This window comes from Promicromonospora iranensis (genome assembly GCF_028994805.1).
GTDB lineage: Bacteria > Actinomycetota > Actinomycetes > Actinomycetales > Cellulomonadaceae > Promicromonospora > Promicromonospora iranensis.
On sequence record NZ_JAJQQP010000007.1, the window covers coordinates 81468 to 99795 of the forward strand.

An 18328-nucleotide genomic window follows, 5' to 3' on the forward strand; every position below is an offset into this window, starting at 1 on the left:
CCACCGTCGGCTCCTGGCTTCGCGGTTCCCGGCTTGCCCGTTCCGGGCTTGCTCGGTTCAGGATCTTCGGTCCCCGGCTCGCCCATCCCTGGCTCCTCAGTTCCCGGGTCCTCAGTTCCCGGCTCCTCAGTACCCGGCTCACCTGTTCCGGGCTCACCAATTCCAGGCTCACCAGTTCCAGGCCCACCAGTTCCAGGCCCACCAGTTCCAGGCCCACCAGTTCCAGGCCCACCAGTTCCAGGCCCAGGGTTCTCTGTGCCAGGCTCACCCGGCCCAGGCTCACCCGGCCCAGGGTCCTCGGACCCCTCCGACGGGACGCCGGTCAGCAGGCCGTCGACCAGTCCGTCCTTGCCCAGCGTGCCCTCGACCACTCCCGGGACGTCGGCGCGCAGGAGCGACCGGACGATTCCCTCGCGGTCGACGAGCTCGCCCACCAGCCCACTCTCGGCCGCAGCGAGGTCGCCGCGCACGGCGGCCTCGTCCTCGGCCGGGTCGGTGGCTCCGTGAGCGACCGGGGCCGGCGGACCTTCCGCTGCGGCGTGCGCGGAGGAGGCACCGACGACCATGAGGCCGCCCGCGACAAGTGCCGTGTAGAGCACGCGTCGGAAGTATCTGTCCATGGGTCTCTCCTTGCCTGGCGTGGAGCCGACGGCAGATTCACCGTCGGGAGATGCCGCACGCGAAGGCGCGGCCCAGCCAGGTCAGGCAGGAGAGACAGGGATGTCCGTGTAGCTGCGCGAGAGCCTCGCGCGCGACTCGTCGGTCGCCACGCGCCAGCAGCGTGCCCGGAAGAGCAGCAGGGCGGAGAGCACCGCGAGGAGCTCACCGCCCGGGACCTTCAGCTGCGGGGCGCCGCCGAGCAGACCGGCCGTGCTCGCCGCCGCGGCGTTGCCGGCACCGCCGGCAACGAGCGGGAGGTCCGCACCGAGGAGGCTCGGGCCGCCCGCGTGGGCGGCCCCCGCCGTCAGGACGTTCAGGGCGAGAACGGCGTCCGATGCGGTGGCGCCCTCGCGGACGCCCTCCCGCATCAGGTCGAGCATGGCGTGCTGGACGCCCGCAGAGGTCCAGACCACGACCGCGACGCCACCGGGAGCCTGCAGCGCCCCCGGGGACGTCGCCTCGGCGCCCTCGGCCTGCTCCGCCGGGGCCACCGTGCTGGGGCCGTCCGGCACCGAGGGCTGGACGGGAAGCTCCGGCACGAGGACACCCGGCGCCGGAGCGGTCGGCTCCACGATCGGGCGGAGCGGCTCGACGACCGGAGCCAGCCCCTCGCCCACCGGAGCGACGACTCCGACGACCGGCGACAGGACCGGCTTGAGCGCGTCCGTGACCGGAGCGGTGGCGGGCTCGAGCGCCCGCACGATCGGGGAGGTCACACCACCGACGACGTCGGTCACCGGGGAGACCAGGCCGACGACGGGCTTCAGCACGCCGCCCGTCACCGGGGCGAGCGGCTCGGTCACCACGCCGAGCACCGGCGCCAGCGGGGAGACGACCTGCCCGACCAGTCCTGCCACCGGGGTCAGCTGTTTCCCGACAGGTTCGGTCACCGGCTTGAGCGCCTCGCCGACCTGCTCCGTGACGGGCTTGAGGATCGGGTCGGAGACCTGCTCGACGACCTCGGCGACACCCGCGACGGGCTTCTCGGTGATCCGTGTCACCGCCTCACCCACAGGTGCGGTCACCGTGCTGACAGGCTCGGTCACCGGCTTCAGCACGCCGTCGGTGACCAGGTCCACCGCCCCCGCGACCGGCTTCGTGGCCGGCTCGGCCACCTTTCCGGTGAGCTCGTTCTTCCCGGTCGACCCGGGAGCAGGCGCGGCAGGCTCTGGCACCGGCTTCGCGGCAGGCTCCGCCACGGCGGGCTCCGCCGCGGCAACGGGCGCCTCGGGCTCCGCTTCCGGCGCAGGCTCAGCGGCCGGGCCGGGCGCAGGAGCCGAGGGCTCGGGTGCGGACGGCTCCGTCGTCGCCGAGGCACTGCCCGCCGTGGCCCCGACGGCTGTGGTGTTGGTCAGCCCGATCAGGTCGGTGGTTCGCGTGACGGTCTGCGTCGTCGCCTCGACCGTGTCACCGAGGACGGAGCCGAGCGGGCCGCGTTCCGCGGCGCTCGACGGGGCCGCGAGAGTGACGCCCAGCGCGAGGCCCGCTGCGCCGAGCGCGAAGGTCCCGACGGCGCGCGCGACAGCACGACGGAGGTGATCCCCCGTGCCCGTCAGCGCGTCCTTCGACATCGGTCTCCTGCTCTCCGGCCCCCGTGTGGGCCGCTACCAGACATGCATACACATTTAATCTGCTCGGGGTTCCCGAACTCGGCAACTGCATATCTGCGGTTTGCGGATCGCGAATTTTGTGCTTAGGAACTGCGACATGTCGGAAGAGGCGCGCTATCTCGCCCTTCTTCCGCTAATCCGCACGATTGGAACGGGGCATCCCGGGGCCGAGGGTGAACTCACAGATCACCCGACGGTGGCCCCGAAGACGAGGCCCAGCACATAGGTGACGCCCGCCGCGCCGAGGCCGATCGCGATCTGGCGCAGCGCCCTGGTGAGTGGGGAGGTGCCCGACAACAGCCCGACCACGGCACCCGTCACCAGCAGCGCGAGCCCCACGAGCGCGGTGGCGACGACCACGGCGGCGAGTCCCTCGAGCCCGAACAGGTAGGGCAGCACCGGGACCACTGCGCCCGACGCGAAGAAGCAGAAGGACGAGACCGCCGCGCCCCATGCGGTCCCGTGCGTCTCGAGGTCGTCCGCGCCGTCCAGGTCGTCCGCGTCGTCGGCGGAGTCGGTGCCGTCCGCGGGACGCTCCGCGGCGGAAGCCCCGTGCACCCGGAGGAGCGGCCCCTGCTGTTCCGTGGGAGTGACCGCGAGCCGGGCGAGCACGGCGTCGGCGTGCGCGGTCGCGTCCTCGATGGTCATGCCCCGGGCCCTGTACACGAGCGCCAGCTCGTTCGCGTCGACGTCGAGGTGCGGCAGGGCGGCGCCGGCCGCGGGCGACGGCGACGACGCCTCGAGCAGCTCGCGCTGCGAGCGCACCGACACGAACTCCCCCGCACCCATCGAGAGCGCACCCGCGAGAAGTCCGGCGAGCCCGGACAGCAGCACGGTGCTCGTCGCCACGCCGGAGGCGCCGATGCCGAGCACGAGCGCGAGGTTCGACACGAGCCCGTCGTTCGCGCCGAACACGGCGGCACGGAACGTGCCCGACAGCCGGTTCCGGCCGCGGGTTGCCAGCGCCCGCACCACTTCCTCGTGGATCTGCTCGTCGGCCGCCATGGTCACCGTGGCATCGGCGTCGTGCGCGTACGACGACCTGGCCTCGGCCCGCTGCGCGAGCGCCAGCACGAAGACGCCGCCGAAGCGGCGGGCGAGGAAGCCGAGCGCCCGGGTCCGGAGGTCGCCACGCACGGGCGCGCCGACGTCGGGGCCCAGGAGATCGAGCCAGTGTGACTCGTGCCTCTTCTCCGCGCGCGCGAGCGCGAGCAGGATCTCGCGCTCCTCACCGGCGCGTCGTCCGGCGAGGTCACGGTAGACCGCGGCCTCGGCTCGCTCGTCCGCGAGCAGCCGGCGCCACCGCCGGACGTCGGCGCGGGTCCGACGGCGGGACGGGTGCAGCTCCTGCGCACGCTCGGCGGGCGTGGGGGTGCTGCCGGACGAGCGTCGGGCCGGGTCGGAAGGTATGTGGGGCACGACGTCATCATGCCCACGGATCACGGGGCGTGGGTTTCGTGGCTCCAGCGGAGGTTTTTCGCCCGGCCGAACTCCGTGCCCGTCCGGGGCCGAACCTCCCGTTCCCCGGCCTGCCGTACGGATTCACGAGCAGAAGGATGCACAATGGACGCCGTGATCATCGTCAGCACGCACGGGTCGGCCGCACCCGGCGGCGCGATCGGATGGGCGTGGATCAACCACGCGGGCGGCCAGTTCGACTCGGGCGGCGCTGCCCGAGGAAACGACCAGGTAGCCGCGCTCTCGGCCTTGCTGCGGGCGATCGAGGCCCACCCGGGTGACGAGCCCCTGCTCGTGGAGTCCGGCTCGCAGTACGCCATCCGATCAGTGTCCGAGTGGTCCGAAGGATGGAAGCGCAACGACTGGCGCTCCCCGTCCGGCGATCCCGTCCCGAATCTCGACCTCGTGCAGGGCATCGACCGTGCCGTCACGGAACGCACGGGCCCGGTCCGCTTCCACTGGGTACGGGGGCACGTCGGCAACCCCTACAACGAGCGCGTCGACCAGCTCGCCGGCTTCGCCGCCGAGGAGTGGGACGCGGGACGTGGCGGTGTCGGCGAGATGCTCGTGCCGGACGCCGGGATGATCCCGGACGCCGAGCTGCGCCACGCGAGCGCCGCCGCGGAGACGCCGGAGCCCTCTGCCCGCGTCACGCCGCCTGCCCCGGTCGGGACCGCGGCCGGCCGGACGTGGGTCGCGGACACCCTGTTCGACTGAGCTCGACCGAGTTCGACCGACGGTCGTTCGGCCGGGGACAGAGCTGCGGCCCTGACCCGACGTACCAGGTGCGTCGGGTCAGGGCCGCAGTCCGCGTCTGGTGCGAGGACGGGCTACAGGCCGGCCAGCAGGAGGTCGTCAGCGGTCCGGGCGGCCGGGGCGACCCGGCCGGTGGTGGCCGGGTCGGCGTCGTCGGCGCCGTCGTCCTTCCTGGCCGCCTCCCGCAGGAAGAGCGGAACAGGCTTCGCCGTACGGGCGCTGAACTCGAGCCGGTCGGCGACGGCGCGCGCGTGCTGCGCCATCTCGTGCGCGATGGTGATGCTCTCGCCCAGGTAGGCGCTCGGGTCGATCAGGCGGCGGATCTCGTCGCGGTCGAAGTAGGCGCTGACCGTGGTGTTCCGCACCAGCAGGTCGAGGAACCGCTCGTCGCCGACGGCGGACTCCTGCGCCACCTCGTACACGACCTCGTGCGCCTTCTGCCGACCGATGCGCTCGCCCAGCTCCATCATGAGCGACTCCGAGCCGATGAGCCCCTCGCTGAGGGCGAGGTTCGACCGCATCCGCTGCTCGTCCAGCTCCAGCCCGTCGAGGATGACGTCGAGCCGGGTCAGGATGTCGCCGCCGAGCACCGTGGCGCGCTTGACCGTCTCCTCCAGGAGGTCGGTCATGCCGCCGTTCGCCTCGTGGTCGTGCTGCATCGCCTCGAGCGCCGGTGCGGCGAGCGCACGGAGCTGTGCACTCATCGACAGGAGGTCGAGGGCGAGCTGCGGGTTGCGCTTGTGCGGCATGGTCGAGCTGCCGACGGTCCCGTCCGGGATGGGCTCGAACGCCTCGCCGAACTCCGGCTGCATCATCGAGTAGATGTCCTTGCCGATCTTGCCCGCGGTGCCGGCCACCTGGCCGAGGACGAGCACCAGCTCCACGATGCCGTCGTTGATCGCGCGTGACGGGACGGGCATGGTGCCCAGCCCGAGGTGGTTGGCGACCCGGCGCTCGACCTCGCGACCGGCCGGCCCGAACGACGCGAACGTGCCGACGGCGCCGCCCATGAGCACCCGGAACAGCCGGTCCTCGAGGCGCTCGAGCCGGTCGGTGTGGGCCGTGAGCTCGTCGATCCAGACCGCCACCTTGAAGCCGAAGGTGATCGGGACGGCGTGCTGGCTGTGCGTACGGCCCGCCATCGGCACCGCTGCGGAGGCGTCGGCCTGCTTCGACATGCCGCGCAGCACCTTGGCGAGCAGGTCCTTGACGGCGCGGTGCGCGTCACGCAGCACCAGCACGTCGGCCGTCTGCGTGATGTTCTGCGTGGTGGCACCCCAGTGCACCCATCCACCGTGCTCGCGCCCGACCACGCGGGCGAACTCCTCGATGAGCGGCATCAGAGGGTGGCTCGCCGACACCGTCTCGGCCGCCACCCGGTCGAGGTCGAGCTTCTCGATCTGTGCCGCCTGCGCGATCGCCTCCCCTGCCGGCTCCGGGATCAGGCCGACCTCGGCCTCGGCCAGTGCGAGCGCGGCCTCGACGTCGAGCCGCGCCTGGAATCGGTTCTCGACGCTGAAGAGGTGCGCGATCCCGGCGTCGGGCACGCGTCCGTCAGTAAAGTGTCGAATCGATTCGCTGTGCATTTCTGGTTTCCCCACTCAGTTTTCTCGCCGTACGTGACTGGACGTGCACTGACAGGTCTGACCCGGGTACGGGGCCGGTCTGCCGGCGGTCTCCTTCTCCACCGCACCGGCCGCCGTGGAGCCTTGCCCGCCGGCCTGCCGTGCTGAACGCACTGTGCCGATTGCTCGATGCACCGAGTTGCTGTTCCGAATGATGGGAGAAGAAACCGCCCCCAGATTAGCCGAACTGTTTCGGGAATGTAACGGGAGTGAGGCCTGTCACACGGATCGCCGGTTCCCGGAGGGCCCGCAACCTGCCGTTCTGCAGGGCAGTGACCGGGCGGTGACCGGCGACGGGTGAACTTTCCTGGTGCTCGTTCGTCGTCTCACATGGCGAGAACGCAGGGCAGGCCGCCGACGCAGAGAACCCGGCCGCACGTGCCGTCGAGGGGCGTGCGGCCGGGCTCTCCGTCGAGGCACCGGCTGGTGCGGCGCGAGCGTGGTGCGGTCAGCCCGCGGACGCGTCGTCGGCCGGGGCTTCGTGTTGCTCGCGTTGAGGCGCGAAGGCCTCGGTGGCGCTTCGATGCAGGAGCGTGGTGCGGCGAGGGTTGGCGATGGAGTGGTACTGGGCGTCGTCGGCGTCCGTCATGATCCTCCTCCGGTGCAGGCGTACGGCTACGGTGCACGTGGTTCACCGCTCTGTGCGGATCAACTATTTTCGTTGATACCGAGTCGCGCCGTCGACTGAAGTGCCTGTGACATCTGCCTCATCGCGCCGTCAGAACTTTGCCGCGGGCACGCTCGTTGGTGCTACCCGTCCGCCCTGGGCGCGACGGCGGCGCCCGGAGGGACACCGCGCACGCGGTACCCGGTGGGGAACAGCTGGTAGCGGCCTGCCACCAGGCCCCAGAGGCCGCGCGGCGCCAGGAGGACCACTGCCACCGCCACCGCGCCGAGCACCACCAGGTACCAGGTGCCGAGCGGTGCCAGTGCCTGCTGCAGCGCCCAGTAGAGGACTGCCCCGACGAGCGGGCCCTCGATGGTCCCGATCCCGCCGACCACCACGATGAAGATCATCGCGGCGGTCCAGCTCACGGAGTAGATCGATCCCGGCGTCACCCCGAGCGTGCTCAGCGCCACGAGGGCACCCGCGAGCGCCGCACCGCCCGATCCTGCGACGTAGACGAGGCGCCTGCCCCGGTCCACCGCTACGCCCAGGCTGCTCGCGGCGACGCGGTCGTCACGGATCGCGGTGAGGCCGAGTCCCACGCGGGAGCGCATGAGCAGGTACGTCCCGAGCACGACGGCGACCATGAGCGCCAGCGCGAACCAGTAGACGAAGGCGACCCGCTCCACCCGGTCGGTGCCGCGGAAGGCGCTGAGGGAGAGCCCGGTCCCGCCACCGAGCCCGTCGATCCGCATGGTGACGAGCCGGAACACCTCCGCCACGACCCAGGTGCCGATGGCGAAGTACCCGCCGGCCAGGCGGAACACGAGGTAGCTCGTGGGCAGGGCGATCGCGGCACCGACCAGGCCGGCGGCTGGCACGGCCAGCCACAGCGGGGCCCCGACGGCGTCGGCGAGCTGGATCAGGGCGTACCCGCCCACGCCGACGTACGCCTGCTGGCCGACGCTCACCATGCCGCCGTACCCCGCGAGCAGGTTCCAGGTGGTACCGAGTATCACGAGGGCGAAGAGCATCACGAGGCTCGACAGCGCGCCCAGGGTCACCACGTAGGGCACGACCGCGGCGAGCAGGACGACCACGACCAGCAGGACGCCCCCACCGGCCAGCGATCCGCGCCCGCCGCGCGTGATCGTCCGGGTGGCAGCTCGGGCCGCACCGGCGTCGCTCATTCCTGCACGCTCCTCGGCATGAGGCCGCCCGGCCGGACCACGAGGACGGCGAGGAAGACGAGGTGCCCGGCGAGCACCCCGGACTGCGGGTCGGTCTGCGCGCCGATCGTCTGGGCCAGGCCCAGGACCATGCCGCCGGCGAGCGTGCCCCACAACGAGCCCAGCCCGCCGATGATCACCGCCTCGAACGCGAACAGCAGAACGAGCTCTCCGTAGCCCGGCGAGAACTGCGTGCTCATGCCGACGAACACGCCCGCGAGCCCCAGCGTCGCAAAGGCGAGCGCGGTCGCCACCGCATACATGTGCCGCGGGTCGACGCCGGTCATGGCGGCGGCGCCGGCGTCGTCCGCGACGGCGCGCATGGCGCGGCCCGTGGAGGTGCGGGCCAGGAGGAGCTGGACCGTCGCGATGACCGACGCCGCCACGGCCAGGGTGAGCAGCGGCAGGACGCCGACCGAGAGGCTGCCGACGGGCAGGCCCGCCGAGGCCAGTCCGCCCGTGGGGATGGTGCGGGTGTCCGCGCTGAAGACCTCCTGGAGCAGGTTCGTGAGCGCCACGGCGACGCCGAACGACACGAGCAGCGGCGCGAGCTCACCCGCGCCGCGCGGGCCGTCGGCCGGGTCCCGGCCGACCTGGGCGAGCGCCGGGTTGAACAGGCCCCGCTGCACCGCGTAGCCGAGGGCCGCGAACAGCGGGACGACCACGACGGTCGCGAGCCACAGCGGCAGGCCCTGCTGCACCAGGACCAGCGTGAGGTAGGCGGCGAGCACCGCGAGCACGCCGTGCGCCAGGTTGACGATGCGCATCACGCCGAAGATCAGCGACAGGCCGCAGGCCAGCAGGGCGTACTGCCCGCCGAGCAGCACTCCCTGCACGCCGGCGTTGAGCCAGTCCATCGTTCCTCCGGTCTCGTTGCGTTCCATTTCGGTGGGGGGTGGGTGATGCCGAAGTAGGCGTCCGCGACGGTGTCACGGTCCAGGCCGGCAGCCGGCGCCTCCAGCACGGTCCGGCCGCCGAGGAGGCACTGGACCCGGTCGGCCACCCGCAGCGCCTGGTCCAGGTCCTGCTCGACGACGAGCGCGGTGGTGCCCGACGCGGTGATCCGCCGCACCGCGTCGTAGAGCTGCGCCACGACGGTGGGCGCGAGCCCGAGCGACACCTCGTCGAGCAGCAGCACGCGCGGGTTCGCCAGGAGCGCACGGCCGATCGCGACAGCCTGCTGCTGCCCGCCGGACAGGACGCCGCCCCGTCGGTCCCTCATCTCTGCCACCAGCGGAAACATCTCGTACACGGCGCGCAGGTCCCACGGCCCGGGGCGCTTGGGCCAGCGGCCCATGAGCAGGTTCTCCTCGACGGTGAGCGAGCCGAAGACACGCCGCCCCTCGGGCACGAGCGCGATCCCGCGCCGCACCCGCCGGTGGGCGGGCACCCGGGTGACCGGCTCGCCGTCGAGCAGCACGCTGCCCGACGTCGGCAGGTGCGTCCCGGCGAGCGCCGCCAGCAGCGTGGACTTGCCCGCGCCGTTGGCGCCGAGCACCGCGAGGGTCTCGCCCTCGGCGACGGACAGCGACACGCCGTCCACCGCAGTCAGGTCGCCGTACCGGACCTCGAGGCCGGTCACGTCCAGGACGTTCATGCCGTCTCCCCGGTGGGCTCCGTCGCCGGCTCGGAGCCCGCGTCCACGGCGTCGACCGTCGAGCCCAGGTACACCTCGACCACCTGCGGGCTGCGGATCACCTCGTGCGGGTCGCCCTGGGCGATCACCTCCCCGCCGGCGAGGCACATCAGCCGGTCCACCACGCCGAGCAGCGCGTGCAGCACGTGCTCGATCCAGACGACTGCCACGCCGTCGTCCCGCAGGCGGCGCACGAGGTCCACCACCTGTGGCAGCTCGCGGTCGGTGAGGCCGCCGGCGATCTCGTCCAGGAGAAGGAGTCGCGGGCCGGCCGCGAGGGCTCGCGCGACCTCCAGCCGCTTGCGGTCCAGCAGGCGCAGGCTGCCCGACGGCGTGTTGGCCACGCCGGTCAGGCCCGTCACCTCGAGCGCGTGCCAGGCCTGGGCACGCGCGTCCCGGGGCGGCCCCGTCCTCGTGTGTCTCCGCCCGGCGAACGACGCCCCGACCAGGGCGTTCTCGTACACGGTGAGCCCACCGAAGGGTCGCGGCACCTGGTACGACCGTGCGATGCCCCGGTCGGCACGGGCTGCGGCGCCGAGCCGGGTGATGTCCCGTCCGTCGAGCGCCACCGTCCCGGCGTCGGCCCGCTGCGTGCCCGCGACGATGTCGAGGAGCGTGGTCTTGCCCGCCCCGTTCGGCCCGACGAGGCCGAGCGCCTCACCGGCGGAGACCTCGAACGACACGTCGCGGGCCGTGACGACCCGGCCGAAGCGCTTGGCGACGCCGGACACCTCCAGCAGGGGCACGGTCACTCCTTTCGGGGTCTCGGCAGGCTCGACCAACGGTGCGGTGCGGGTCGAGGTGCGGGTCTATCGGAGGGGTTCTACCTCGCCGCCCGCCGGGATCTCCGGGGCCAGCTCGTTGGAGACGACCACGAGCTCGTACGGGTGCGCGCCCTCGTCCTCCCCCTCGTCCAGGCGCCACTGGCCACCGACCAGCGGGGTCTTGGCGACATACGGCGGGACGCTGTCGTCGACGCCCCAGGCGACGTCGCCGACCACGGTGGAGACCTGGAGGGTGGACAGCGCCTCGGTGATCGCGTCCGGCTCGGTGGAACCGGCCTCCTCGACGGCAGCGACGGTGATCTCGAACAGGGCCTCCGCGAAGCCGAGCGGCTGGGTCCACTGCTTGCCGGTGTCGGCCTCGTACTGGTCAGCCAGCTCCTGCGCCGTCTGTCCCGTCAGGGACGAGGAGAACGGTGCCGTCGGGTGCCACCAGACCTCGGAGGTGAGGCCGTCGCCCTCGTTGCCCAGGGCCTCGACCGCCGACGGGAAGAGCAGTGCCTTGCCGATCGTCGCGATCTTCGGCTGGTAGCCCTGCTGGCCCGCCTGCTGCCAGAACGTGGTGAAGTCAGGCGGGATCGGCACGCCCACGAGGATGTCGTGGCCCTTGAACGCGGAGAGCTGCGCCGAGAAGTCCTGGGTCCCGTTCGGGTACAGGCCCGGATCGTCGATCGTGACGCCGGTGTCGGCCGTGAGGGCGGGGAAGTTCGCGCTCCAGGCCTGGCCGTCCGGGTCGTTCGGGAACAGGCCGGCCGCCTGGGAGTTGGTGTCGACCTGGCTCCACATGTCCGCGTAGACCGCCGACACGTCCTCGAGGCCCCAGAACGCGTGATAGCTGTACTCGAGGTCGGCCGGCTGGTCACCCTCGCGGATCGCGAACGGCTGCCAGGGCGCGACCGTCGAGATGCACGGGACCTGGTTCGCCTCGCACTGCTCCGAGACGGGGTTGGTGATGTCCGGCGTGGACGAGGTCAGCACCAGGTCGACGCCGTCGCTGTTGATCAGCTCGGCCGCCACCTCGCCCGCGCGGGCCGAGCTGGACTGCGAGTCCTTCACGATGATCTCGACGGCGTGCTCGCTCCCGTCGACCGTGACCGGGTTGTCCGCGAACCACTCCTCCATCGCCTCGATCACGTAGGCGTTGGCCTCGCCGAACGGGGCCGACGAGCCGGTCTCGGTCGAGACGAACCCGATCCGGAGGACGTCCTCCTCCCCGCCGTCGCCGCCGATCGTGCCGCCGCCGACGTCGCCGCAGCCCGCGAGGGCCCCTGCCAGCACTGCCGTCGACGCCCAGGCAGCCAGTGCCCGTCCGTTGCGAACCATCGTCGTCACTCCAAGTCAGTAGTGGTACGTGCTACATCGGTGGTGCCGTGACTTCCAGTGGTGCGGGTGGCGCCGGTCACTCGCGCGGGGCGAGCACCATGTCGAAGCGGGTGCGCGACCACGTGCCCGCCACCGCGCGGCCGTCCGGCGTCGGGGTGCCCGCCGGCAGCTCCTCGAAGTCCATGACGAGCGAGTCCTTGACCCCGAACACGGAGTCCGAGGCGAGCAGCTCGTCGCCGCGCACGAAGATGTGGGTCACCAGGGTGCGGAGCCCCGGCGCGGTCACCATGAAGTGCAGGTGCGCGGCACGCAGGGGCGACCGGCCCGTGGCCGCGAGCAGCGCGCCCACCGGCCCGTCGTGCGGGATCGGGTACGGCGTGGGCGTGATGCCCCAGAACCGGTACCCGCCGTCGTCGTCCGAGTAGAGGTGCGCGCGCCCCGCGGTGCGCTCGTCGCCGTACTGGACGTCGTAGAACCCGTCCTCGTCGGCCTCCCACACCTCGATCCGGGCTCCCCGCACCGGCCGGCCCGACGTGTCGGTGACGGTGCCCTCCACCCAGCAGGGCTGCCCCGTGGCGCCGCCGGCGATGTCCCCGCCGTTCTCGATACGCGGGGCGTCGTCCATGAAGAACGGTCCGAACACCGTGGCCTCCGTCGCGGACCCGTACGCCTCGTTGTTGATGGCGATGGTCTGCATGGAGGCGCCCAGCACGTCGGACAGCAGGATGAACTCCTGCCGTCTGTCGTCGGTGATGTGCCCGGCAGCCGTGAGGAACTCGATGCCCTTGTTCCACTCGTCCTCGGTGAGCCGCACCTCGCGCAGGAACGCGTGCAGGTGCCGGGTCAGGGCCTGCATGACGGTCTTCAGTCGCTCGTCGCCGGCACGGTCGAACGACGCCACCACCCGGTCGGTGAGGTCCTGCTCCCGGGCGGCCTGCTCCGGGGCCGCCGCGTGGTCGTCCTCAGCCATCCTGGTCGCTCCGCCCGAGCACCGCCCTGAGCGCGTCGCCGAGGGCGCCCGCGGGGTCGGCGGCGAGCGTCTGCGCTCGCCATGCCACGTGCGCGTCGGGACGCACCAGGATCGCGCCCGACTCCTCGACGCCCCGCATCTTCGCCCAGTCGTAGTAGGTGTCGATCACCTCGCGGCCGGGTCCGATGACCACCGTCCCGAGCGGCACGCCGAGCTCGTCGGCCACCGTGGCCGCCGCGTCGGCCCATGCCTCCCCGGCGATGCCGGTGACCAGCGTGAACCGCCCGTACGGCACCAGGTCGTGGGTCGAGCGCTTGTAGCCGGCGGGGTCGGCCACCCAGACGTGCGGGAACCGGGCGCCCGGGACCGTGGACTGCTCGTAGTAGAGCTCCGGGTCGCGCTCGTCCACAGGCTGGGGAGAACCGTCAGCGACGACCGCGGCGGACTCGTAGAACTGCCCCATGTCCACACCGTGTGCGTTGAACTCGTAGTGCTTAAGGTCCATCGCCTCCACGAGCGCCGCACGCTTGGCCTCCCCGGCCGGGGTGTTGGCCTTGCGCTCGTCGATCGCGGCCTGCATCGCCTCCGGGGTCTCGGCGTCGAGCACGCCGAGCACCTCCATGAACCGGAACTCGCCGCCGGACTTGTTGGCCCGCAGCACGATCTGCTCGGCGATCGGCGCGCGCTCGGTCGAGTAGGTGTCCAGCAGGGACGGCGCCGCCTGCCCGTTCAGGACCGCGGCGATCTTCCACGCCAGGTTGTACGCGTCCTGGACCGACGTGTTCGAGCCCAGGCCGTTGCTCGGCGGGTGCCGGTGCACGGCGTCGCCCGCACAGAAGACGCGCCCCTTCTGCAGGTGCGTCGCGTACATCTGGTTGTTGCCCCACAGCGAGTAGCCCGTGATCTCGACGTCGAGGTCGTCGACGCCGACCAGCTGCCGCACGATCTCGGCCGCTGCCGCGTCGTCCAGCTGCGGCGGGTCGCCCGCGATGTCGTAGCCCCAGACGATCAGCCACTCGTTCCACGGCCGGACCATGCGGACCAGGCCCGCACCGATCCCGCCGACGTCGGAGCCGGGCTGCAGCACCCAGTACAGGACGGACGGACGGTGACCGACGAGGTCGGTGAGGTCGGCCTTGAACGTGATGTTCATGGAGCCGGCGATGTCCATGGCGCCCTCGAACGGCAGGCCGATGTCGGCCGCCACCTGGGAGCGCGCCCCGTCGCCGCCGATCAGGTACTTCGACCGGATCGTGTACTCGGTGCCGGTGACCCGGTCGAGCACGCGGGTGCTGACGCCGTCGGCGTCCTGGGTGTGGCTCAGGTACTGCGTGGAGAACCGCGACTGGGTGCCCCGCTCGGTGGCGTTCTTCACCAGGATCGGCTCGAGGTACGTCTGCGGGATGTCCACCGTGAGCGACGGCGAGGCGAGGCGGGCGTCCGCCTCGCGCGCGGGGTGCGTCTCCCAGGTGAGGATGCGGCCGATCTCCTCGCCCGCGATCGTCGTGCAGAACACCGTGTCGCCCACGAGCTCGTGCGGCGTGGCGTCCGCGAGGACCTGGTCCTCGATCCCCAGGTCCCGGAAGATCTCCATGGTCCGCTGGTTGGTGATGTGCGCTCGGGGCGTGTTCGCCGTCCAGCGGTACTTGGTGATCATGATGTTGCCGATCCCCAGGCTGGACAGGAACAGAGCGGCCGACGCGCCCGCCGGGCCGGAGCCGACGACGAGCACGTCCGTCTCGACGACGACGTCGGTGGGCGTGGTGCCGGCAGGGCTGCTGGGCAGTGCGGTCTCTGTCTGACCGTCGTCGAACTCAGGCATGCGCACAGGCTGCCGTGGGCCTCCGACCAGGGAAAAGACCTGCCCACGAAAGTCGGCGGAAATTCTCAAGAACCGATGGGGAGCGGGTGTGCCGGGCCGGTGTACCGGCGAGCCTCCGACGGCGACATGCCCGACTGCTCCCGGAACACGCGCGAGAACTGCGCGGCCGACGAGAAGCCGCAGCGCAGGCCGATAGCCTCGACCGTCTGCTCCGCGTAGGAGGGCATGCGCAGCATGCGGCCCGCCATCTCCACCCGGCGCCGGGCGACGAACCGCGGCACGCTCGTGCCCCGCTCGGCGAACACGCGCGAGAGCTGCCGCTCGCTCAACCCGATCGCGTCGGCGATGCGGCGCGCGGACAGCGTGGGGTCGCGCAGCCACTGCCGCACGTACTGCTCTGCCGCGGCGAAGTGCGCCCCCGTCGTCGACGTCCCGGCGGCCGGGGGCCTGGCCGTCGACGGTGCTCCGGCGGCCGTCGACCCGACCCCGGCCGTGTCCGGCTGCGCCAGCACCGCGGTGACCAGCTCGAGCAGCGCGTCCTCGTCCGCCGAGCCGTCCCCCCGTGACCCCACGGCACGCGCGACGAGTGCGGCCAGCGCCGCCGCATACGAGCCCGCGCCCCACGCCGGGGCGGTTCTCCCGCCCGGTCCGGCCCGCCCGCGAAAGTCGATCACCCGCGCGGTGCGCGGCATGGTGCCGCCCACGGACCGCAGCACGTCGTAGGGCACCTTGACCGCCAGCTCCTCCAGGCCCTGCTCGAAGCCGCGCAGGAACGGCCGGTCGGCGTCGCAGACCAGGAGCTGGCCGGGGCGCAGCGTCCGGGTGCCGTCGGCGTCGGCGAAGAGCGCCGCACCGGCGAGCGTGAAGTACAGGGCCACCGACTCGGTGGGGCGAGAGCGCACGGTGCGCGCGGTGCGTTCGACGGCGTGCGGGTTGGCCTCGACGTGCGCCAGGTGCAACCGGTCCAGCTGGAGGTTCGCCTCCGCGGCCTCGAGCGCCGACTCGTCGAGCATGCGGCACTGCAACGCCACCAGGGCGTGGGCGTTGTGCTCCTCCCACAGCTCGATCCGCCGCGCTGCGGGCAGGCCTCGCGTGGAGAAGCGGTCGACGGCGCCGTGCGACGCCGGTGTGGCACGGGTCACGGTGCTCACAGTAGGTCCAGCGCACGGAGCCGCACCAGGATTCGCGGTGATCCCGCGGCGTGTTGACCTGGCGTGTCGACCTGGCAGCTGTTCGCCGTGTTCGAGCAGGTCAGGCCGTATGGCGAGCGTCCGGCGCGGGCAGCGGGTGCGGGCGACCGCCAGGCGCGGGATGCTCCACCTATGCCTGACACCGAGCCACGGCCGCAGCGCCTGAAGCCCTCCCGCGACCCCCAGCTCGTGCTCCTGCGGCACGGCGAGACCGAGTGGAGCGCGAGCGGGCAGCACACGGGCCGCACCGACATCCCGCTCACCCCGGCCGGTGAGGAGCAGGCACGGTTCGCCGGGGCGACCCTCGCCGACTACGAGTTCGCGGCCGTCTACACCTCGCCGCTGGTCCGGGCACGGCACACGGCGGAGCTGGCGGGCTACCCCGACGCCGTCGTCGACGAGGACCTCGCCGAGTGGGACTACGGCCCCGTCGACGGCCGCACCTCGGCCGACGTGTCCGCGGAGCTGGGGCGAGAGTTCCTCATCTTCGACGACGGCGTGCGCGTGCTGCCGCCGTCGGCCGAGCACGCCGACGGCCGCCCCGGCGAGACGCTGGACGAGGTCGCGGTACGGGCGGCGCGCGTGCTGGCCCGCGCGGAGGAGACCCTCGCCGGCCGGGCCCGAGCCGGGGACAGCGGCGGCGACGTGCTGCTCGTGGCGCACGGTCACCTGCTGCGCGTGCTCGCCGCGGTCTGGCTCGGCGTGGACCCCCGGCTCGGGGCGCGGTTCGAGCTGGGCACCGCCGCCGTCTGCCAGCTCGGGTACGGGCACGGCCTGCGCACCATCGAGGGATGGAACCTGGCCGCACAGTAGATCCCGGTCACGCAGTAGGGCAGTATTCGCGGAATGAGGGAAGAGCACCTCGCCGAGGGCGAGACCATCGTGATGCAGCTCCGCACGCACCCGAAGAAGGTCATCAAGCCGATCCTCCTGCTGGTGGTGCTGCTCGCGGTCCTGGTCGCCCTGTGGGTGCTGCCCGTGCCGGTCGACCAGATCGTGCTGTGGTTCGGCACCCTCATCCTCGTGGTGCTGGGGCTGTCCGCCGCCGTCGGGCCGTTCCTGCGCTGGCGCACCACGCGCTACACCATCACCAACCAGCGTGTCGCGCTGCGCACCGGCATCGTCACGCAGACCGGCCGGGACATCCCGCTCTACCGGATCAACAACGTGACGTTCGAGAAGCAGCTCACCGACCGGTTCTGGGGCTGCGGCACCCTCGTGATCTCCGACGGCACCGACCAGCCGGGCATGGTGCTCGACGACGTGCCCGACGTCGAGCAGGTGCAGCGCACCCTGCAGGACCTGGTGCGCCAGGGCCAGCAGCTCAGCGACGACTGACGTCGGGCCCGGCGGGCCGCGGACCGTCGAGGACAGCGGCCAGGTCGGCGCCCGCGCGCAGCAGGGCCACCGTGCGCGCCGCGATCTGGTCGAGCCGCCCGCCCAGGATCCGCTCGGCCTCCGCCACACCCTCGACGACACCGTCGACCCGACGCAGGGTCGCGACGACGTCCCGCACGGCGGGGATGCCGTACCCGCTGCCGCGCAGGGCCGCGACGATGCGCGCCTCCCGGATCGCCCCGGTCCCGTACTGGCGGGCGCGCAGGGTGGTCACACGCTCCGGGACCGCCAGCCCTTCCTGCTCCCAGAACCGGAGCGTGGACGCGCGTACACCGAGGGCGGCGGCGAGCTCGGTGACGGTCATGGTGTCGCCGGCGATGTCGGCGCCCGGCACCCCCGCCTCGCTCTGGATGGCGCGCAGCGCTTCCCGCGCGCGAAGCACCTCGTCCCGCTCCCGCGCGAGCGTGACGTGCACGGCGCCGACCGCGGCAGCGGCGTCGGCGAGGCCGAGCGCCGGCTCGCTGGGCCGGACCTCCCCAGGCTGCGCCCCGCCGAACAGCCGGGCGAGCAGACGCCGCGCCGGCACCGGCCCGGCGGCGCTCGCGAGCCCGCGGTAGGCGGCCAGCGCCCGGACGTGCACGGCCGTGTAGGTCCGGTACCCGTTGGCCGCACGCACGGCGGGCGGGAGCACACCGAGCCGTTCCAGGTCCCGGACCTGCTGCACGGAGTACCCCGACTCGCGCGCGACGTCAGCGGTCCGGAGCGGTGGTCGGTCGTCTTGCGTCATCCGGTCAACCCCACACAAGCACTTGAAGGTGATGCTTGAACCATGAGCACCGACCTGAGTATCGACCAGATCATCGCCGCAGTGCAGGACCTCGACGGTTCGCTCGTCGTGGCGCCCGCCGTCGGTGACGCCGACTTTCCTGAGCTGGCCTGGGGCGACGCCTTCTTCTACTACGCCCCCGACGGTCAGCTGCCCCGGACCGTCCAGCCCTACGGCACCGTCGTCACCAAGAACTACCCGGACGACACCGGCTCCGACCTCGACCCGGCCGGTCGCTGGCGCGTGAACGTCCATGTCGGCCGGGCGGCGTACCGCGAGCTCACCGGCGGGGACGGCGGTGCGGAGCACGACGGCACGGGTGCGGCCGCGATCGACCCGGCCACGCCCGACGTCGTCCTCCCGCACCCCGTGTACGGGTCGGCCGGCTGGATCGCCGTCGTCAACCCGGGCCCGGCCACCGCGGGGACGGTGCTCCGCCTCCTGCGCGCGGCGCACGAGGCCGCCCGCGCCCGCTTCGAGCGCAGACGCTGATCCT

Annotated in this window: 18 protein-coding genes; 4 read left to right on the forward strand and 14 right to left on the reverse strand. The window is 72.5% G+C overall.

Annotation, left to right across the window (positions count from 1 at the left end; translation table 11 throughout):
* The 3 genes from LUM46_RS13210 to LUM46_RS13220 all read right to left on the reverse strand — a co-directional run.
* On the reverse strand, nucleotides 1-268 hold a 268-nt coding region (locus LUM46_RS13210; RefSeq protein WP_274994491.1), incomplete at its 3' end, for a hypothetical protein.
* A 433-nt stretch (nucleotides 269-701) separates the two neighbouring features.
* Complete coding sequence (locus tag LUM46_RS13215) at nucleotides 702-2231, reverse strand: hypothetical protein (protein WP_274994493.1); 1530 nt, start codon at nucleotides 2229-2231, stop codon at nucleotides 702-704.
* A 225-nt stretch (nucleotides 2232-2456) separates the two neighbouring features.
* Nucleotides 2457-3689, reverse strand: coding sequence for a VIT1/CCC1 transporter family protein (locus tag LUM46_RS13220; protein WP_374726961.1), 1233 nt, complete (start codon nucleotides 3687-3689; stop codon nucleotides 2457-2459).
* A 144-nt stretch (nucleotides 3690-3833) separates the two neighbouring features.
* On the opposite strand from LUM46_RS13220, the gene LUM46_RS13225 reads away from it, so the two are divergent.
* Nucleotides 3834-4445: a ribonuclease H family protein gene (locus LUM46_RS13225; RefSeq protein WP_274994494.1), complete on the forward strand. Its 612-nt coding sequence runs from the start codon at nucleotides 3834-3836 to the stop codon at nucleotides 4443-4445.
* Between the two features lie 113 nt (nucleotides 4446-4558).
* Here LUM46_RS13225 and LUM46_RS13230 read toward each other — a convergent pair whose 3' ends face one another.
* The 10 genes from LUM46_RS13230 to LUM46_RS13275 form a co-directional block, all read right to left on the reverse strand.
* Nucleotides 4559-6031, reverse strand: coding sequence for a class-II fumarase/aspartase family protein (locus LUM46_RS13230; RefSeq protein ID WP_274994495.1), 1473 nt, complete (start codon nucleotides 6029-6031; stop codon nucleotides 4559-4561).
* Between the two features lie 526 nt (nucleotides 6032-6557).
* On the reverse strand, nucleotides 6558-6698 hold the full coding sequence (locus LUM46_RS13235) for a hypothetical protein (protein WP_274994496.1): 141 nt from the start codon (nucleotides 6696-6698) through the stop codon (nucleotides 6558-6560).
* Between the two features lie 161 nt (nucleotides 6699-6859).
* Nucleotides 6860-7906: a branched-chain amino acid ABC transporter permease gene (locus LUM46_RS13240; protein WP_274994497.1), complete on the reverse strand. Its 1047-nt coding sequence runs from the start codon at nucleotides 7904-7906 to the stop codon at nucleotides 6860-6862.
* Nucleotides 7903-8802, reverse strand: a complete 900-nt coding sequence (locus LUM46_RS13245) for a branched-chain amino acid ABC transporter permease (protein WP_274994498.1) — start codon at nucleotides 8800-8802, stop codon at nucleotides 7903-7905. Before LUM46_RS13245 ends, LUM46_RS13240 begins: the two co-directional genes overlap by 4 nt.
* Complete coding sequence (locus LUM46_RS13250; protein ID WP_274994500.1) at nucleotides 8724-9542, reverse strand: ABC transporter ATP-binding protein; 819 nt, start codon at nucleotides 9540-9542, stop codon at nucleotides 8724-8726. Before LUM46_RS13250 ends, LUM46_RS13245 begins: the two co-directional genes overlap by 79 nt.
* Complete coding sequence (locus LUM46_RS13255) at nucleotides 9539-10327, reverse strand: ABC transporter ATP-binding protein (protein ID WP_274994503.1); 789 nt, start codon at nucleotides 10325-10327, stop codon at nucleotides 9539-9541. The genes LUM46_RS13250 and LUM46_RS13255 overlap by 4 nt, the downstream gene beginning before the upstream one ends.
* A gap of 63 nt (nucleotides 10328-10390) precedes the next feature.
* Nucleotides 10391-11686, reverse strand: a complete 1296-nt coding sequence (locus tag LUM46_RS13260; RefSeq protein WP_274994504.1) for an ABC transporter substrate-binding protein — start codon at nucleotides 11684-11686, stop codon at nucleotides 10391-10393.
* A gap of 76 nt (nucleotides 11687-11762) precedes the next feature.
* Nucleotides 11763-12656 carry an intradiol ring-cleavage dioxygenase gene (locus LUM46_RS13265; RefSeq protein ID WP_274994505.1) on the reverse strand — a complete coding sequence of 298 codons (894 nt, stop codon included), beginning with the start codon at nucleotides 12654-12656 and terminating at the stop codon, nucleotides 11763-11765.
* Nucleotides 12649-14478: an FAD-dependent oxidoreductase gene (locus tag LUM46_RS13270; RefSeq protein ID WP_274994506.1), complete on the reverse strand. Its 1830-nt coding sequence runs from the start codon at nucleotides 14476-14478 to the stop codon at nucleotides 12649-12651. Before LUM46_RS13270 ends, LUM46_RS13265 begins: the two co-directional genes overlap by 8 nt.
* A 65-nt stretch (nucleotides 14479-14543) precedes the next feature.
* The gene (locus LUM46_RS13275; protein WP_274994508.1) at nucleotides 14544-15620 is read right to left on the reverse strand and encodes a helix-turn-helix domain-containing protein; all 1077 of its coding nucleotides are present in this window, start codon (nucleotides 15618-15620) and stop codon (nucleotides 14544-14546) included.
* Nucleotides 15621-15800: 180 nt separating this feature from the next.
* Here LUM46_RS13275 and LUM46_RS13280 point away from each other — a divergent pair, with 180 nt between their 5' ends.
* Together LUM46_RS13280 and LUM46_RS13285 are read left to right on the forward strand one after the other, a co-directional pair.
* On the forward strand, nucleotides 15801-16481 hold the full coding sequence (locus tag LUM46_RS13280; protein ID WP_274994509.1) for a histidine phosphatase family protein: 681 nt from the start codon (nucleotides 15801-15803) through the stop codon (nucleotides 16479-16481).
* 33 nt (nucleotides 16482-16514) lie between these two features.
* Nucleotides 16515-17006, forward strand: coding sequence for a PH domain-containing protein (locus tag LUM46_RS13285; RefSeq protein WP_274994510.1), 492 nt, complete (start codon nucleotides 16515-16517; stop codon nucleotides 17004-17006).
* On the opposite strand, the gene LUM46_RS13290 is transcribed toward LUM46_RS13285, so the two are convergent.
* The gene (locus LUM46_RS13290) at nucleotides 16993-17793 is read right to left on the reverse strand and encodes a MerR family transcriptional regulator (protein ID WP_274994511.1); all 801 of its coding nucleotides are present in this window, start codon (nucleotides 17791-17793) and stop codon (nucleotides 16993-16995) included. The genes LUM46_RS13285 and LUM46_RS13290 overlap by 14 nt on opposite strands.
* 42 nt (nucleotides 17794-17835) lie before the next feature.
* Between LUM46_RS13290 and LUM46_RS13295 the strand changes: the two genes are divergently transcribed.
* Nucleotides 17836-18324, forward strand: a complete 489-nt coding sequence (locus LUM46_RS13295) for a DUF6194 family protein (protein WP_274994512.1) — start codon at nucleotides 17836-17838, stop codon at nucleotides 18322-18324.
* Nucleotides 18325-18328 lie beyond the last annotated feature (4 nt).

Bases quoted from the DNA above. Each gene is read 5' to 3' on its own strand.
- LUM46_RS13295 (WP_274994512.1), top strand. From the start codon at position 17,836: ATGAGCACCGACCTGAGTATCGACCAGATCATCGCCGCAGTGCAGGAC.
- LUM46_RS13285 (WP_274994510.1), top strand. From the start codon at position 16,515: ATGAGGGAAGAGCACCTCGCCGAGGGCGAGACCATCGTGATGCAGCTC.
- LUM46_RS13215 (WP_274994493.1), bottom strand. From the start codon at position 2,231: ATGTCGAAGGACGCGCTGACGGGCACGGGGGATCACCTCCGTCGTGCT.
- LUM46_RS13225 (WP_274994494.1), top strand. From the start codon at position 3,834: ATGGACGCCGTGATCATCGTCAGCACGCACGGGTCGGCCGCACCCGGC.
- LUM46_RS13260 (WP_274994504.1), bottom strand. From the start codon at position 11,686: ATGGTTCGCAACGGACGGGCACTGGCTGCCTGGGCGTCGACGGCAGTG.
- LUM46_RS13270 (WP_274994506.1), bottom strand. From the start codon at position 14,478: ATGCCTGAGTTCGACGACGGTCAGACAGAGACCGCACTGCCCAGCAGC.
- LUM46_RS13245 (WP_274994498.1), bottom strand. From the start codon at position 8,802: ATGGACTGGCTCAACGCCGGCGTGCAGGGAGTGCTGCTCGGCGGGCAG.
- LUM46_RS13280 (WP_274994509.1), top strand. From the start codon at position 15,801: ATGCCTGACACCGAGCCACGGCCGCAGCGCCTGAAGCCCTCCCGCGAC.
- LUM46_RS13240 (WP_274994497.1), bottom strand. From the start codon at position 7,906: ATGAGCGACGCCGGTGCGGCCCGAGCTGCCACCCGGACGATCACGCGC.
- LUM46_RS13250 (WP_274994500.1), bottom strand. From the start codon at position 9,542: ATGAACGTCCTGGACGTGACCGGCCTCGAGGTCCGGTACGGCGACCTG.
- LUM46_RS13265 (WP_274994505.1), bottom strand. From the start codon at position 12,656: ATGGCTGAGGACGACCACGCGGCGGCCCCGGAGCAGGCCGCCCGGGAG.
- LUM46_RS13235 (WP_274994496.1), bottom strand. From the start codon at position 6,698: ATGACGGACGCCGACGACGCCCAGTACCACTCCATCGCCAACCCTCGC.
- LUM46_RS13290 (WP_274994511.1), bottom strand. From the start codon at position 17,793: ATGACGCAAGACGACCGACCACCGCTCCGGACCGCTGACGTCGCGCGC.